The organism is Erythrobacter sp. (assembly GCF_023653175.1).
Lineage (GTDB): Bacteria > Pseudomonadota > Alphaproteobacteria > Sphingomonadales > Sphingomonadaceae > Erythrobacter.
Genome location: NZ_JAMNXL010000080.1, coordinates 1 through 15,673 on the forward strand (window position 1 = coordinate 1; position 15,673 = coordinate 15,673).

The window sequence follows — 15,673 nt, forward strand, 5'->3', positions numbered from 1 at the left end:
AGAGCGGCCGCAGCCACCATCCTAGAAACAGATTTCATCGCATCCCCCCAACAATCCCCACGAAGCGTCTAGAGGAATATGCAGGCCGACACAAATTGAGGCGCGGCAAGGAGGGTAGCGGAGGAGTGACTCGAACCCCCGACACGCGGGTGATGCTTCCGGAGGGAGCGTCCGAAGGCGTCTACATAGCGCGGCTATTTTTTCTGACGTCCGCTTTGGTCGGTGCACCTCCTTCCCGCTGATGTCCGCAACTGGGCGGATTTCGGACGGGCGGGAGGATGAACGGCCTGTCAGATGCTACTCACGCTCCGACCAAGCTTCATATCTGCAATTGGCTCCCCAGTTCGACCACCCTGTTGGTGGGCAGCTTGAAGCTCTCCATCGCGCTTTCCGAACTTTTGGACATCCATGCGAACAGCGCCTCGCGCCAGCGCGTCATGCCGGGGTGATCGGCGGAGGGGATGAGTTTCTGGCGGCCAAGGAAATAGCTCGTAGTCATCGGATCAAAGCTGCCATCAAGACACCCCAGTGCGGCGAGCTCGCGCGGGATATCGACCTCTTCCATAAAGCCATAGCGGATGATCACGCGGTAGAAGCCGTCGCCCGCATCGTGAACCTCGGTGCGGTGTTCCGGAACGACCTGCGGCACCTCTTCCACCTTCACAGTCACGATCAGCACCCGCTCGTGCAGGACCTGATTATGCTTGAGGTTGTGGAGCAAGGCCGAAGGTACGCCGATGTCGGCGGCCGACAGATACACGGCTGTGTTGCGCACCCGGTGCACAGACTTCGAAGTGGAGGCGATGAACAACTCGAGGGAAAGGCCGCCCTCACCCTCAGCCATGCGTTCACGCATGATCCTGCGGCCGGTGGCCCAGGTGGTGAGCAGCGTGAACAGCACCGCGGCCACGGCCAAGGGGAACCAGCCACCATCGGGGATCTTGGCGATGTTCGAGGCAAAATAAATGCCATCAACCAGCGCGAACATGGCAATCGTGCCGGCGGCCAGCAGCTTGTTCCAGCGCCACACGTGGAACACCAGAAAGGCCAGCATCATCGTAGTGATGATCATCGTCCCGATCACCGATATGCCATAGGCCGATGCGAGCCGCGTCGATTCCTCGAAGCCCAGCACCAGCACGATCACCATGACAAGCAGGCCCCAGTTGATCGCCGGGATGTAGATTTGCCCCGCTGCCTTGGCGCTCGTCTGGAGCGTCTTGAGCCGCGGCAGGAAGCCCAGTTGCACCGCCTGAGCCCCGGCAGATCATGGCTTCGCGGATCGGCGCGGGCCTCGCCCAGCACGAACACCCCGCAAGAGGCATTGTCGGCGACGGTATCGACGATGCCGATTTTCCAGTCGGTGATGCGGCTGTCGACGATCTCGAAGCAGGGCGCGATGGCGGCGGTGGCGGCGATCACCTGTTCAGGGGTCACGCCCGGCCCCCGCAGCGGCTCGGCCAGAATGAAGGCGATCTCTGCCTCGGCGCGCGGCTGGATCAGGCGATGCGCGGCAATGTCGATATCGCCCTCCACCAGCATGGCATCTGTCAGGAAACCGAAATCGGGCTGATGCACCCCCAGCATATCCTGAACGGCCTTGCTGGTGACCCCGATCTTCTTGCCGATCACCCGCTCGCCATCGGCCATTCGGCGGGCGAGAAAATCGAGGCTGATGTCATAGGCATCGTCGATAGTGAGCGCCGGATCGCGCGTGATCAGCGGCGACAGCGTCCGTCCGCTGCGCAGCGCCTGATAGAGCTGGCTTCCGTGCAACACGGCAGTGGTTTCGCGGGTCAAAGGTATCTCCCATCCTGGTAGATCAGCGGGGCGACCGTGTCGCTTACCCGCGCACGGATCACCCGGGCGATGACGATGGAGTGGGTGCCGTAGGCCAGCATCGCGTCAATCACGCATTCGAGATTGGCCTGCGCATCGGCCAGCATCGGCAGGCCGCCCGCCCCTTCCTGCCAGTCGCCGACCTTGAAGCGTTCATCGCGCGGAACCCCTCCGCCAAACGCCATCGACACCGCGCGGTGATGGCGCGCCAGCAGATTGACCGAAAGCGGGGCGGTGGGAACCAGCAGAGCGTGCAGACTGGTCATGCGGTTGGCCGATGCGCAGAAGGCCGAGGCAGCGGAATGAGCACGCTCGACAAGCGCATGACCGCTGGCGACATCGTCCGCCAATTGTCGAGCGGCATGACGCTCGGCATTGGCGGCTGGGGCCCTCGCCGCAAGCCGATGGCGCTGGTGCGCGAGATCCTGCGCTCCGACCTCAAGGACCTCACCATCGTCTCCTATGGCGGCCCGGATGTCGGGATGCTGTGCGCGTCGGGCAAGGTGAAGAAGCTCGTCTTCGCCTTCGTCTCGCTCGATGCAATTCCTTTGGAACCGTGGTTCCGCAAGGCGCGCGAGGCCGGGACGATCGAGGTGCTCGAACTCGACGAGGGGATGTTCCAGTGGGGCCTCAAGGCTGCCGCGTTCCAGCTGCCGTTCCTGCCGACCCGTGTCGGGCTCGGCACGGATCTGGTTGAACTGGGCGGGCTGAAGACAGTGCAGTCGCCCTATGACGATGGCGAGGTGATGGTGGCGATGCCCGCGCTCAAGCTCGATGCCGCGCTGGTCCATGTCCAGCGCTGCGACCATCGCGGCAATGTGCAGGCGCTGGGGCCGGACACCTATTATGACGAATGGTTCGCCAAGGCGGCGGACCAATGCTTCGTGTCCTGCGAGGAACTCGTGCCCGCAATGGAAGACGCCTACCCCAAAGACGCCCGCGCCAACCTGTTCGAACGCTGCTTCGTTACCGGCGTGACCCAGGCGCAGGGCGGCGCGCATCCCACCTCGCTGCCGCCAGACTATGGCTGGGACATGGGGTGGTTCAAGCGTTACGCCGCTGCCGCGAAAGACCCGGGCGACTGGGCTGCGGTGGCTGGACAATTCGTGGGGCCAAGCGAGGCGGAATACCTCGCTTCGGTCGGCGGCATGGAGGCGGTCGGGGCGCTCCCCCTGCCGGTGTTCTGATGGCAAGCCTTGCAGAATTGTGCATCGTGGCGGTGGCGGAAGCCTTCCGCACGGATCTCGAGTTGATCGGCACCGGCAACCACATGGAGACGCTGGCGGGCAAGGAAGCCGGGATCGACGCGAGCTTCGGCTATCACCACTTCGCCCACGCCAACAACCAGCTCGTCTCGGGCGACTACATCGCGGGCTTCAGCAGCAAGTCGATGGCCGAGAAGAACAAGGAACGCGAGGCAGGCAAGGCCTGATCATGGCTGACCCGCGCCCCTTCCCTTTGGCCACGCCCCTGACTGCGCTTCTCGGCAGCCGCCTGCCGGTGATCCAGACCGCGATGGGCTGGATCGCGACGCCGCAGCTGGTGGCGGCGAGCAGCAATGCGGGGGCTTTCGGGTTTCTGGCGGGTGCGGTGATGCAGCCTAGCGAACTGGCGGCAGCGATTGGCGAGACAGCACGTCTCACCCCGCGCCGCTTCGGGGTCAATTTCCATTCCTTCCAGCCCGGCGCGCACGAGATCGTCGAGGTGATCATCGCCAATGCGGATCGGGTCCGCGCGGTCAGCTTCGGGCGCGGGCCAGATGCCTCGATGATCGCACGCTTCCGCGAGGCCGGAATCGTATGCATCCCCACCGTCGGTGCGCTCAAGCACGCGCAGAAGATGGTGAGCCTCGGGTGCGAGGCGATCACTGTGCAGGGCGGCGAAGGCGGGGGGCATACTGGCGCGGTCGCAACCACGGTTTTGCTGCCGCAGGTGCTTGACGCTGTCAGCGTGCCGGTCGCGGCCGCAGGCGGCTTCGCCGATGGTCGCGGGCTGGCCGCCGCGCTGGCTTACGGCGCGAGCGGGATCGCGATGGGCAGCCGCTTCATGATGACCAGCGACAGCCCGGTGCCCGATGCGGTCAAGGCAGCCTACGCCCGCGCAGGCACGCAGGACATTTTCGTCACCAGCAAGATCGACGGCATCCCGCAGCGCATGATCCGCAACCCGATGCTCGACAGGATCGAGGCAGGCGGCGCTATGGCCCGCTGGCGGCGCGGGCTGCTTGCCGCTTTTGCCATGAAGAAAGCCACGGGTGCCAGTTGGGGCGAACTCCTGACCGCCGCGCGCGGGATGACCAGCCACGGCGAGATGTCGCTGCCCGAAGCCATGCTCGCCGCCGCCGCCCCCACTTTGTTGCAGAAGGCGGTGGTGGAGGGCGACGCTATCGGCGGGTTGATGGCATCGGGGCAGGTCGCGGGCCGGCTCGACGATCTGCCGTCCTGCGCCGACCTCCTCGCCCGGATCGAAACCGAAGCGTGCGAACGGATCGCCGCGCTCGTCCCCCAGACACCTTCGCTCAAGGGAGCGGCCTGATGCCGATTACCACCACCATCAAAGAGCGCATCGCCGAGATCGTGTTCGACGTGCCGCCGGTCAACGCTTTCGATAGCGCCACCTGGCTTGCGATCCCCGACATGATCACCGCCGCAGCGCGCAATCCCGACGTCAACTGCGTCCTCATCCGCGCTGCGGCGGAATCGCGCGGCTTCTGCGGCGGGGTCGACATCAAGGAGATGCAGGCCCACCCGGAACGCATCACCCTGCTCAATCGCGGCAATTACCTCACCTTCAAGGCGATCCGCGAGGCCGAGGTGCCGGTGGTAAGCGCGGTGCACAAGTTCGTGATCGGCGGCGGGATCGGCATCTGCGGCGCATCGGACACGATCATCGCCGCTGACGATGCCCTCTTCAGCCTCCCCGAAGTGGACCGCGGCGCAATGGGCGGGGCGAGCCACCTTTCGCGGATGCTGCCTCTCCACAAGGTGCGGGCCGCCTTCTTCACCGGCGGCAATATCCCGGCGGAAGAGGCCTACCGCCTCGGCGCGGTCGAGAAGGTGGTGCCGCGCGCCGATCTCGAGGCCGAGGCCCGCGCCTTCTGCGCTGTGATCGCATCGAAGAGCCGCAAGGCGCTGGTGATCGCCAAGGAGGCGCTGAACGGCCTTGAACCGCGCGATGTCGACCGCGGCTATCGCTGGGAACAGGGCTTCACGCTCGAAATGTACATGCACGGAGACAGCCAGAAGGCCCGTGATGCCTTCGTCGAAACGGGCAAGGCGGCGGAATTCTGACCATGCGCCTGACCTATACAGATACCCAGCAGGCGTTCCGCGCCGAGGTGCGCGAATGGCTCGCCGCGAACGTGCCCCATGCCCCGCTGCTCACGCTCGAATGCGAGGAAGGCTACCACCAGCATGTCGGCTGGGAGCGCCAGCTCGCCAGCGGCAACTGGGGCATGGTCACCTGGCCAGAAAGCTATGGCGGGCGCGGGCTCGATCTGATCGAATGGCTGATCTTCGAGGAGGAATACTGGGGTGCAGGCGCGCCGCTCAGGGTCAACCAGAACGGCATCTTCCTGCTCGGCCCGACGATCATGGACTATGGCACGCCCGAACAGAAGGCCCGCTTCCTCACCCCGATGGCCGCAGGCGAGGTGATCTGGGCGCAGGCTTGGTCGGAACCTGGCGCGGGCAGCGACATGGCGGCGATCAAGACCACCGCTTTCCGTGACGGCGATCACTATGTCATCAACGGCCAGAAAACCTGGTCGAGCCGCGCCAGCTTTGCCGATTGGGGCTTCGGCCTGTTCCGCACCGAGGAAGGCAGCCAGCGCCACAAGGGCCTGTCCTTCATCCTGTTCGATCTCGACACGCCCGGCATCACCCGCCGTCCGATCCGCCAGCTGCACGGCCATCCCGGTTTTGCCGAACTGTTCTTCGACGATGTGCGCGTGCCGGTGGAAAACCGGCTGGCGGGCGAAGGTGAAGGCTGGACCGTCGCGATGGCCACCGCCGGGTTCGAACGCGGGTTGATGCTGCGCTCCCCGGGCCGCTTCCAAGCCGCCGCGCGCCGGCTGGTGGAACTGTTCCGCCAGCACGAGAGCGCCGCCGCACCCTCCGCACGCGAGGCCGTAACCCGCGCGTGGATGGACACGCAGGCCTATGCCTACAACACCTATGCCGTCGCCGCGAAGATCATGGCGGGCGGCAAGATCGGGGCCGAGGCGAGCCTCAACAAGATCTTCTGGTCCGAACTTGACCGCACCATGCACCGCACCGCGATGCAATTGCTGGGGGCTGCTGCCGAGCTGCGCCAGCTGGCGGACGGCGCGATCAATGAATGGCTGGAAGGCTACATGTTTTCGCTCTCGGGCCCGATTTACGCCGGGTCGAACGAAATCCAGCGCAACATCACTGCCGAGCGACTGCTCGGCCTTCCCCGGGTTGGAGCGGGCTGATGGATATGCTTATCGCTCCTGAACGGCTGGAACTGGCCGAAGCCGTGCGCGATTACCTCGCCGGAACCCACGGCCCGGATGTGCTGCGCCGGCTCGACGCCGGGCCGAACCGTGATCCCGCCATCTGGCAAGGCTTGGTGGAAATGGGCCTGCCCGGCTTGCTCGTGCCGGAAAGCCATGGCGGACTTGGCATGGGCCTGCTCGACGCGGCGCTGATCGCGCGGGAATGCGGGCGGGTGTGCCTGGCTGAACCGCTGGTGGAGAGCGCCTTTGTTGCCGTCCCCTGGCTGATTGCGCAGGGCCGCACAGCCGATCTTGCCGCTATCGTTGCGGGCGAGCATCGCCCCGTTGCGGCCCATGCGATCAACGGCTGGGTGGCGGACGGCACCGGCGAGCCCATGGCCAGCATCGATCCGCTGCGCCGCCTTACCGCGCCTTCGGGCGAGGTCAGCGATGTTCCGCTGCTGCTCGATCTCGGCGCGTTGATGAGCGCAGCGCAGCTGGTCGGGCTGGCCGAAGCCATGCTCGATCAGGCGGTGGATTATGCGATAATCCGCACCCAGTTCGGCCAGCCGGTCGGTGCGTTTCAGGCGATCAAGCACAAGCTGGCCGATGTCGCCGTCGCGCTCGAATTCGCCCGCCCCGTACTGTGGCGCGCGGCGCAGGCGCTCGACGATCGTGCCGCGAGCGCCGCGCTCCATGTCAGCCACGCCAAGCTGGTCGCGACCGATGCTGCCTACCTCGCCGCCGAAAGCGCGATCCAGGTTCATGGCGCGATGGGTTACACCTACGAGGTCGACCTGCATTTCTGGATGAAGCGCGCCTGGGCGCTGGGCGGCGCTTGGGGTGCCCGCGCTTTCCACCTCGCCCGCATCGATGCTGCCGTCATCGGCGGCACGCACCCCATCGGACCGGAGAACACCTTTGCCTGAAGCCTACATCATCGACGCCGTGCGCAGCCCGATGGGCCGCAAGAAGGGCAGCCTTGCCGCGCTCCACCCGGCCGATCTTGCCGCGCACCCCTTGCGCGCCCTTTTCGCGCGCAACAGCGTCGATCCGGGCGCGGTCGACGATTGCGTGTGGGGCTGCTGCGATACGATCGGGCCGCAGGCGGGCGACATCGGGCGCACCGCATGGCTGGTCGCAGGGCTGCCGCAGCACGTGCCCGGCACGACGGTCGACCGGCAGTGCGGGTCGAGCCAGCAGGCGATACACTTTGCAGCCCAGGGCGTGATGAGCGGGACGCAGGACCTTGTTGTGGCAGGCGGCAGTCAGGCGATGAACGCCATCCCCATTTCCGCTGCAATGTTTGCCGGGCAGCCCTATGGCTTCGACAATCCCTTCAACACCTCGCCCGGCTGGATCGCGCGTTATGGGGACGGGCTGCTTAACCAGATCGCGTCGGCCCAGATGATCGCCGACAAGTGGGGCATTTCCCGCGAGGACATGGAAGCCTTCGCGGTCGCCTCGCACGCCCGAGCCCATGCCGCAACCACCAGCGGCGCTTTTGCGCGCGAGATCGCCGCTCTCGAAGGGTTGGCCGAAGACGAAACGATCCGCCCGGGCACCACACCCGAAGCCCTCGCCGCGCTCAATCCGGTCGGCGGCGAAGGCACCATCACCGCCGGAGTTGCCAGCCAGAACTGCGACGGTTCCGCCGCGCTGCTTATCGCCAGCGAACAGGCGGTCAAGGATCACGGCCTAACCCCGCGCGCGCGCATCCATCATCTGTCCGTGCGCGCCGATGATCCGGTGTGGATGCTGACGGCGCCGATCCCGGCCACCCGCCATGCGCTAGCCAAAGCCGGGATGCGGATCGAGGATATCGACCTGTTCGAATGCAACGAGGCCTTCGCTTCCGTGCCGCTGGCGTGGATGAAGGAGCTTGGCATTCCGCACAGCAAGGTCAATGTTCGCGGCGGCGCGATCGCGCTCGGCCATCCGCTCGGCGGCACCGGCGCGCGGCTGATGACCACGCTGCTGCATACGCTGGAGGACACCGGCGGGCGCTATGGCCTCCAGACCATGTGCGAAGGCGGTGGGCAGGCCAACGTCACGATCATCGAGCGACTGTAACGGCCATGACCGCGTCCGCCGATCCGGCCATTGCCATCCCCAACCTGCTCTACTCCTACGCGATGCACTTCGACGATGGCGACTTCGGCTCGGCAGCAGCGCTGTTCGACAAGGGAACGGTGATCGTGGGCGACCATCATATCGCCGGGCGTACCGCGATCCTCGCGCTGTGGCAGCAATGGGTGAAGACCTATGACGGCAGGCCGCTCACCCGCCACCTTGTCACCAATCCGATCATCGATCTGCACGACACGGGCGATACAGCCACTTGCCGGTCGCAATGGACAGTGATGCAGGCAGCCCCCGGGTTCCCGCTCCAGGTTGTTGCTACCGGCCGATACCATGATCGCTTCGGCCGTGATGCCGAGGGCTGGCATTTCGTGACGCGTGAATATCTCCAAGTCGACCTTGTCGGTGACAGTTCTGCTCATCTTATCCAACCTATGACCCAGAGAGCTTAGACAACATGGGAATCTGCGAAAACCGCACGGTCATCATCACCGGCGCCGCTCGCGGGCTGGGGCGGGCCTATGCGCTCGCCTTTGCCGCCGAAGGGGCCAATGTCGTGGTCAATGATATCGGCACCTCGCTCGGAGGCGAGGGGCGCGACACCAGTGCGGCGGACGCAGTGGTGGCCGAGATCCTTGCCAGCGGCGGCAAGGCCATCGCCAACTACGAGGACGTAACCGACTGGGACGCGGCCGGGCGGATCGTCGCAGCTACCATCGAAGCCTTTGGTGACCTCCATGTCGTGGTCAACAATGCCGGGATCGTGCGCGATCGGATGTTTGTGTCGTCCACCCTCGAGGAATGGGACGCGACAATGCATGTCCACTTGCGCGGCCATTTCTGCGTCACGCGCCATGCGGTCAACTACTGGCGCGTCAAGCAGAAGGAGTTTCACGATCCCGACGCACGGATCATCAACACCACAAGCGGGGCTGGACTCCAGGGCTCGATCGCGCAGGCAGCCTATTCGACCGCCAAGGGCGGGATCGCCGCACTGACGCTGGTCCAGGCGGCCGAGCTGGGCCGTTATGGCATCACCGCCAATGCGCTCGCCCCCTCGGCCCGCACTCGCATGACCGAACAGGCCTTCGCCGAGAAGATGGCGACGCAGGGCGAGCAGTTCGATGTGATGGACCCGGACAATATAGCGCCCGCCGTTGTGTGGCTCGGCAGTGCGGAAAGCCGCGATGTCACAGGCTGCGTCTTTGAACTCGAAGGCGGGAAAATCATGATCGAGGATGGCTGGCGCGAAGGCCCGGCTATCGACAAGGGCGCGCGCTGGCAGCCGGTGGAAGTGGGGGCAGTGGTCGAACGGCTGCTCGCTCAGCGGACGGTGCCGCGCAAGGTTTGGGGAAGCTGAAATGGATTTCGTATTCACCGACGAACAGCGCATGATCGCCGAAACGGCGCAAGCGTTCTTCACCGAAAACGCCACGAGCGAACGCACGCGCGCGGCGATGGCGTCAGACGGGATCGACCACGCTCTATGGCAAGCATTCTGCCAGGAACTGGGTCTGTCCGGTATCGGTATTGCCGAGAATGCGGGCGGCGCCGGTCTGGGTCTGGTGGAGCTGGCCATCATCGCCGAGGCCGCAGGCGCGCAGGTTGCCCCACTGCCGCTGCTCGGCTCGCTGGCACTGGCGGCGCAGGGAATCGCGGCGGGCGCAAGCGATGTGCAGCGCGCCGCGTGGCTGCCTGCGCTCCTGTCGGGCGAGACCATCGCAGCCCATATGACGGCCGATGATCTGGTGGCCGATGGCGACCGGATTACCGCGTCGAGCGCCTTTGTCGCGCACGGCAGCGCCGCCGGGCTGCTGCTGGTGAGCGGCGCGGGTGGCAGCTGGCTGGTGCGCGCCGATGCGCCGGGTGTGACCGTCACCGCGCAGACCACAATGGACCAGACCCGACCCTTCGCCCGCATCGTTCTCGCTGGGGCTGAAAGCGAACCGCTGCCGATCCGCAGGCCGCCAGCAATGCGGCCACCCAGGCTGGCATGGTGGTGCTCGCCGCCGAGGGCCTTGGTCTTGCCCAGGCCGCGCTGGATCGCACAGTCGCCTATTCGCGCGACCGGGTGCAGTTCGGGCGGGCGATCGGATCGTTCCAGGCCTACAAGCACCGCCTTGCAGACATGATGGTGGAAATCGAACAGGCCCGCAGCGCGGTTTATTGGGCGGCCTGCGCCGTGGATGAAGGCGCCGACGACGCAAAGCTCGCGGTGCACGCGGCCAAAAGCTTCGCTGCCGATACCGCCTTCCGCTGCGCCGGCGACATGATCCAGCTGCATGGCGGTATCGGCTTTACCTGGGATCACGACGCGCACCTGTTCTTCAAACGCGCGCGCGCGCTCCAGACGATGATGGGCTCAGGTGACTGGCACCGCGAACAGATCGCCGCGATGGTGCTCGGAGAAACAGCATGAAACTGGGATTTTCTGCCGCGGAAGAGGCATTCCGCGCTGAGTGCGCCGATTGGCTGACCGCGCAGATGTCGGGCGAATTCGCCGATATCAGGGGCATCACGACGCTCACCGAGAAGGCCGAGCGGCGCAAGGAGTGGGAACAGCACCTGGGCGAGCACGGCTGGGGCTGCATCGGCTGGCCGAAGGAATGGGGCGGGCGCGGCGCAAGCCTTGCCGAGCAGGTGATCTTCGCCGAGGAATATGCCCGCGCAGGCGTGCCGGGACGGGTCAACCACATCGGCATCGAACTCGCCGGGCCGACCTTGCTGGCACTCGGCACCGAGGACCAGAAGCGCCGCTTCCTGCCCGATATCGCTGCGGGCAAGACAATCTTCTGTCAGGGCTTTTCCGAGCCCAACGCCGGTTCCGACCTCGCCAGCGTGCGCACCAAGGCCCGGCTGGAGAATGGCGAATGGGTGGTTGACGGCCAGAAAATCTGGACCAGCCTTGCGCATATCTCGGACTGGATCTTTGTCGTCACCCGCTCGGAAGAAGGTTCCAAAGGACCCAAGGGCCTCACCTTCCTGATGATGGAGCTTGATCAGCCCGGCATCGAAATCCGCCCGATCCGCCAGATCAACGGCGATGCCGAATTCAACGAGACCTTCTTTGACGGCGCGCGCTGCCCGGAAGACAGCCTGATCGGCGCGGTCGGCGATGGCTGGCGGGTGGCTATGACGCTGCTGAGCTTCGAGCGCGGTGTCTCGACACTCGGGCAGCAGATGGCGTTCCGCAACGAACTCGACGCGATCATCGCGGCCGCCAGGGCCAATGGCGCGGCAAAGGATCCGCTGATCCGTCAGCGCATCGCCAAGGCGGAGATCGGACTGCGCCTCATGCGATACGGCGCGCTGCGGATGCTCTCGAACACCGATCACGCCAGCGTTGATGGCGCGGCGCTGACCTACAAGATCCAATGGGCGAGCTGGCGGCGCAGCCTTGGCGAGTTGGCGATGGACGTGCTGGGGCAGGCGGGCGAAGTCACCGACCATGACGGTTACGAATGGCCGATGCTGCCCAACCTGTTCCTCTATTCGCGCGCCGATACGATCTACGGGGGCACCAACCAGATCCAGCGCAACCTGATCGCCGAACGCGGTCTGGGCCTCCCGCGTGAGCCACGGGGGGAGGCATGAGCCTGACTCCAGCCTATCCCCCGCCCCGCAATCTTCTAGCGGGCCAGACGGTGGTGGTGACCGCCGCAGCCGGCACCGGCATTGGCTTTGCCGTCGCCAAGCGCGCTGCCGAGGAAGGCGCGCGGGTGCTGATCTCGGACTTCCACGAACGCCGGCTCAGCGAGGCGGCGGACCGGATCGCGGCCGAAGTCGGCTGCGAGCGGCCCGCCACGGTGCTGTGCGATGTGACCAGCCAAGAGAATGTTGATGCGCTGCGCGATGCGGCGCTCGCCAGCCTCGGTCATGTCGATGTCCTCATCAACAACGCCGGTCTTGGCGGCGAGGTACCGGTCACCGAAATGACCGACGAGCAATGGCACCGCGTGCTCGATGTCACGCTCACCAGCGTGATGCGCATGACCCGGGCTTTCCTGCCCGCAATGCAGGCCCGCAAGACCGGGTCTATCGTCAACAACGCATCAGTGCTCGGCTGGCGCGCGCAGAAGGGGCAGGCCCACTACGCCGCCGCCAAGGCCGGGGTCATGGCCTTCACCCGCTGTTCGGCACTTGAGGCAGCCGAACATGGCGTGCGCATCAACGCGGTTGCACCATCGATCGCGATGCACGCTTTCCTTGCCAAAGTGACCAGCGACGAATTGCTCGCCGATCTCGCGGCGCGTGAAGCCTTCGGGCGCCCGGCCGAGGTGTGGGAGGTTGCCAACGCAATGATCTTCCTCGCCTCCGACCTTGCCAGTTACATGACCGGCGAAGTCATTTCGGTGTCGAGCCAGAGGGCCTGAACATGACCACGATATTCGACCGCCCGCAGGATCTGATCGGAGCCGAAGGCACGCAGCTTGGCCCGACCGAATGGCTCACCATTGATCAGGCGCGGGTCGATGGCTTTGCCGAGGTGACCGAGGATCGCCAGTGGATCCACGTCGATGTCAAGCGGGCCCAATCCGGCCCCTTCGGCGGCACGATTGCCCATGGCTATCTGACCATGAGTCTGGTCAACCACTTCCTGCCGCAACTTATTGAAGTGCGTGGATTTACCCATGCAGTGAATGTCGGAGCCGACCGGCTGCGGTTCCTCAATCCGGTGCGCGTCGGCGCCCGCATCCGCGCCACAGGCGAGATCGTCGGGGTCGAGGAAATCAAGGGCGCGGTGCAATCGGTGGTGCGTGTCACGGTCGCAATCGAAGGCGAGGAAAAGCCCGCCTGCGTGGTCGACACCATCAGTCGCTATTTTCCGGAAGGGTAAGCATGGTCGATGCCGATCACATGGTGGCTGCGGTCGAGGCCTATGTCCGCAACTATAATCGCAGCGATCTGGACGGCCTGTGCGCGGTGTTCGCCGAGGATGCCGTGATCGAAGATCCGGTCGGCACGCCGCCCCACGCCGGGCAGGCGGCCTTGCGCGAATTCTTCGCGATCGGGTTTTCGGCGGGCGCTCGGCTAACGCTCAACGGTCCGGTGCGCTGCACCGCAGATCACGCCGCCTTTGCCTTGCATGTCAATCTCGAGTGGGATGGCAGAGCGACAAGGATCGATGTGATCGACGTTTTCACCTTCGACGCGTTAGGCAAGGTCTGCGGCATGAAAGCCTATTTCGGCCCCGCCAACATGGGGGCCGCATGACCGCCCTTCCCGCCACTATCCCGCACGCTGCCCAAGCCGCCGCGCACCGCTGGCCCAATGACCTCGCGCTGATCGAGGGCGAGGCCCGCTTCACCTTCGCGCAGCTATGGGAGGAATGTCGCCGCGCATCTTCTACGCTCCTCGAACGCGGCGTCGGCAAAGGCTCGCGTATCGCTATCTGGGCGCCCAACCGGCGCGAATGGGTGATCGCGGCCATCGCCGCACAGGCCTGCGGGGCAGCGATCGTGCCACTCAACACCCGGCTCAAGGGCCGCGAGGCAGGTGACATCCTGCGCCGTACCCGCGCATCGATCCTGCTCACCGTCACCGATTTCCTCGGGATCGACTATCCGGCTCTGCTGGCGGACGAGATCTTGCCCGACCTTGACGAGACGATCCTGATGGACCGCGACTGGGACGCCTTCCTCGCCGCCGGCAAGGGCGCGGATGATGCGCGCATCGACGCCAGCCTTGCCGCACTGAAGGCCGATGACCTGTCCGACATCATGTTCACCAGCGGCACCACCGGCCAGCCCAAGGGCGTGCTGATGACCCACGGACGGATCATTCCGCAGGTTGGCGTATGGATCGGCAACACCGGTCTTGGCGAGGGCGAGCGCTACCTGATCGCCAACCCCTTCTTTCACAGCTTCGGAATGAAAGTCGGCTGGGTTGCCTGCCTGATCGCGGGCGCGGTGATGGTGCCGATGCCGCAGTTCGATATTGCTGAGGCCGCGCGGCTCATCGCGGCCGAGCGTATCGCCTTCCTCCCCGGCCCGCCGACGATTTTCCAGATGCTGCTGGCCGAGCTTGAACGCGCGCCGTTCGATATCTCCTCGCTGCGCGGCGGCACCACGGGCGCTGCCACGGTGCCGCCGGTGCTGGTGGAGCGGATCCGCGACGAGCTTGGCATGCGCGACATCATCACCGCTTACGGCATGACCGAATGCGTCAACATCACCTCGTGCCGCCCGGGCGATCCGGTCGATCTGATCGCGGGCACCTGCGGCGCCGCCATACCCGGCAATGAGGTGATCATCGCGGGCGAGGACGGACGTGAGCTGCCGCGCGGCGAGACCGGCGAGATTTTCGTGCGCGGAATCGGGGTGATGCAAGGCTATCTCGATGATCCTGCCGCCTCGGCCGAAGCCATCGACGCCGAGGGTTGGCTGCACACCGGCGATGTCGGAACGATGGACGCCAATGGCTATGTCCGCATCACCGACCGCAAGAAGGACATGTTCATCTCAGGGGGCTTCAACGTCTATCCGGCCGAGGTCGAAAAACTGCTCGCAACCCACCCGGCGATCAGCATGGCCGCGGTAATCGGCGTGGCCGACGAGCGGCTGGGCGAGGTCGGCAAGGCGTTCATCGTGCTGCGCCCCAGCACGCAAACCAGCGGCGCAGACCTGCTCACCTGGGCCCGCGCGAACATGGCAAACTACAAGGTCCCGCGCCATATCGCGCTGGTTGAAGACCTGCCGCGCAATGCAGCCGGGAAGGTGTCGAAAATCGATCTGGCGAGGATTTGATCGGGTTTGCCGAGCGATCCTTAAGGACACGCGCCGACTTGCGACCTGAGCGTGAACACCAAGTCAGCATGAATGGTCTGGATAAGAGCTACGGCGGAAGCCGAGGTCAGTGCCCTAGAAATCCGATTTTCGTCAGCACGAAACGCTGCGGTAGCCTCGGCGGTTGGGTTGCAGTCGGTAGAGTGTTTCGCGCTCCAACTGGGTCGTTCTGCGATACCCCCAAGATACCCCCAAGCCATCGAGCATGGATGATTTTCGAGGCTATGGTTCTTTGGCCCAATTGCCACAAAATCGCTTGTTTTCAACGATTAAGCAGCTGCTACAAAAGCGGAAACTCGCGGTCGTTCGAGTTCCACTTTGCGGCTTTTTATCGTTTATTTTCAGAACTTTATTTCGGATGGTAGCGGAGGAGGGACATTTTCCCATTACTAGCCATATAAATTCATTGAGGAACTAGACCAATCCCAACCGAAATACCCCCTGACATACCCCCTCTCAATTTTTTCACGAAGGGTCTCGGCGCTGCCTCTCTGTCAGTGGTCTAGCG

18 protein-coding genes and 1 pseudogene are annotated in these 15,673 nt (G+C 65.0%); 16 read left to right on the forward strand and 3 right to left on the reverse strand.

The window, feature by feature from the left end; genetic code table 11:
- Positions 1 to 319: 319 nt before the first annotated feature.
- The 3 genes and pseudogenes from NBV68_RS10275 to NBV68_RS10285 all read right to left on the reverse strand — a co-directional run.
- Positions 320 to 1,255, reverse strand: a pseudogene (locus tag NBV68_RS10275) (KUP/HAK/KT family potassium transporter); the annotation flags it as partial.
- Complete coding sequence (locus NBV68_RS10280; protein ID WP_296309511.1) at positions 1,144 to 1,800, reverse strand: hypothetical protein; 657 nt, start codon at positions 1,798 to 1,800, stop codon at positions 1,144 to 1,146. The gene NBV68_RS10280 and the pseudogene NBV68_RS10275, both read right to left, overlap by 112 nt.
- The gene (locus NBV68_RS10285; protein ID WP_296309513.1) at positions 1,797 to 2,189 is read right to left on the reverse strand and encodes a flavin reductase family protein; all 393 of its coding nucleotides are present in this window, start codon (positions 2,187 to 2,189) and stop codon (positions 1,797 to 1,799) included. The genes NBV68_RS10280 and NBV68_RS10285 overlap by 4 nt, the downstream gene beginning before the upstream one ends.
- Between NBV68_RS10285 and NBV68_RS10290 the strand changes: the two genes are divergently transcribed.
- From NBV68_RS10290 to NBV68_RS10365, 16 genes are read left to right on the forward strand one after another with little or no spacing between them, the layout of a single operon-like run.
- Positions 2,142 to 3,026, forward strand: a complete 885-nt coding sequence (locus tag NBV68_RS10290) for a CoA-transferase (RefSeq protein ID WP_296309514.1) — start codon at positions 2,142 to 2,144, stop codon at positions 3,024 to 3,026. The genes NBV68_RS10285 and NBV68_RS10290 overlap by 48 nt on opposite strands.
- Entirely contained in the window at positions 3,026 to 3,271 is a 246-nt protein-coding gene (locus NBV68_RS10295) for a hypothetical protein (RefSeq protein WP_296309515.1), read from the forward strand. The genes NBV68_RS10290 and NBV68_RS10295 overlap by 1 nt, the downstream gene beginning before the upstream one ends.
- A 2-nt stretch (positions 3,272 to 3,273) precedes the next feature.
- Positions 3,274 to 4,374: a nitronate monooxygenase gene (locus tag NBV68_RS10300; protein ID WP_296309517.1), complete on the forward strand. Its 1,101-nt coding sequence runs from the start codon at positions 3,274 to 3,276 to the stop codon at positions 4,372 to 4,374.
- Positions 4,374 to 5,129 carry an enoyl-CoA hydratase family protein gene (locus NBV68_RS10305; protein ID WP_296309519.1) on the forward strand — a complete coding sequence of 252 codons (756 nt, stop codon included), beginning with the start codon at positions 4,374 to 4,376 and terminating at the stop codon, positions 5,127 to 5,129. The genes NBV68_RS10300 and NBV68_RS10305 overlap by 1 nt, the downstream gene beginning before the upstream one ends.
- 2 nt (positions 5,130 to 5,131) lie before the next feature.
- On the forward strand, positions 5,132 to 6,295 hold the full coding sequence (locus NBV68_RS10310) for an acyl-CoA dehydrogenase family protein (protein ID WP_296309521.1): 1,164 nt from the start codon (positions 5,132 to 5,134) through the stop codon (positions 6,293 to 6,295).
- Positions 6,295 to 7,227: an acyl-CoA dehydrogenase family protein gene (locus NBV68_RS10315; RefSeq protein ID WP_296309523.1), complete on the forward strand. Its 933-nt coding sequence runs from the start codon at positions 6,295 to 6,297 to the stop codon at positions 7,225 to 7,227. The genes NBV68_RS10310 and NBV68_RS10315 overlap by 1 nt, the downstream gene beginning before the upstream one ends.
- Positions 7,220 to 8,371 (forward strand): acetyl-CoA C-acetyltransferase, encoded by a 1,152-nt coding sequence (locus tag NBV68_RS10320; RefSeq protein WP_296309525.1) that lies wholly within the window; start codon positions 7,220 to 7,222, stop codon positions 8,369 to 8,371. The genes NBV68_RS10315 and NBV68_RS10320 overlap by 8 nt, the downstream gene beginning before the upstream one ends.
- 5 nt (positions 8,372 to 8,376) lie before the next feature.
- Positions 8,377 to 8,832: a nuclear transport factor 2 family protein gene (locus NBV68_RS10325; RefSeq protein ID WP_296309526.1), complete on the forward strand. Its 456-nt coding sequence runs from the start codon at positions 8,377 to 8,379 to the stop codon at positions 8,830 to 8,832.
- A gap of 5 nt (positions 8,833 to 8,837) precedes the next feature.
- Positions 8,838 to 9,740, forward strand: a complete 903-nt coding sequence (locus tag NBV68_RS10330; RefSeq protein WP_296309529.1) for an SDR family oxidoreductase — start codon at positions 8,838 to 8,840, stop codon at positions 9,738 to 9,740.
- A gap of 1 nt (position 9,741) precedes the next feature.
- Positions 9,742 to 10,512, forward strand: coding sequence for an acyl-CoA dehydrogenase family protein (locus NBV68_RS10335; RefSeq protein WP_296309532.1), 771 nt, complete (start codon positions 9,742 to 9,744; stop codon positions 10,510 to 10,512).
- Positions 10,419 to 10,799 (forward strand): acyl-CoA dehydrogenase family protein, encoded by a 381-nt coding sequence (locus tag NBV68_RS10340; protein WP_296309544.1) that lies wholly within the window; start codon positions 10,419 to 10,421, stop codon positions 10,797 to 10,799. The genes NBV68_RS10335 and NBV68_RS10340 overlap by 94 nt, the downstream gene beginning before the upstream one ends.
- Positions 10,796 to 11,974 (forward strand): acyl-CoA dehydrogenase family protein, encoded by a 1,179-nt coding sequence (locus tag NBV68_RS10345; RefSeq protein WP_296309534.1) that lies wholly within the window; start codon positions 10,796 to 10,798, stop codon positions 11,972 to 11,974. The genes NBV68_RS10340 and NBV68_RS10345 overlap by 4 nt, the downstream gene beginning before the upstream one ends.
- On the forward strand, positions 11,971 to 12,753 hold the full coding sequence (locus tag NBV68_RS10350; RefSeq protein WP_296309536.1) for an SDR family oxidoreductase: 783 nt from the start codon (positions 11,971 to 11,973) through the stop codon (positions 12,751 to 12,753). The genes NBV68_RS10345 and NBV68_RS10350 overlap by 4 nt, the downstream gene beginning before the upstream one ends.
- Positions 12,754 to 12,755: 2 nt before the next feature.
- Positions 12,756 to 13,217 (forward strand): MaoC family dehydratase, encoded by a 462-nt coding sequence (locus NBV68_RS10355; protein WP_296309539.1) that lies wholly within the window; start codon positions 12,756 to 12,758, stop codon positions 13,215 to 13,217.
- Between the two features lie 2 nt (positions 13,218 to 13,219).
- A complete protein-coding gene (locus tag NBV68_RS10360; RefSeq protein ID WP_296309541.1) occupies positions 13,220 to 13,594 on the forward strand; it encodes a nuclear transport factor 2 family protein in 375 nt (124 codons plus the stop codon).
- A complete protein-coding gene (locus NBV68_RS10365; protein ID WP_296309543.1) occupies positions 13,591 to 15,126 on the forward strand; it encodes an AMP-binding protein in 1,536 nt (511 codons plus the stop codon). The genes NBV68_RS10360 and NBV68_RS10365 overlap by 4 nt, the downstream gene beginning before the upstream one ends.
- Positions 15,127 to 15,673 lie beyond the last annotated feature (547 nt).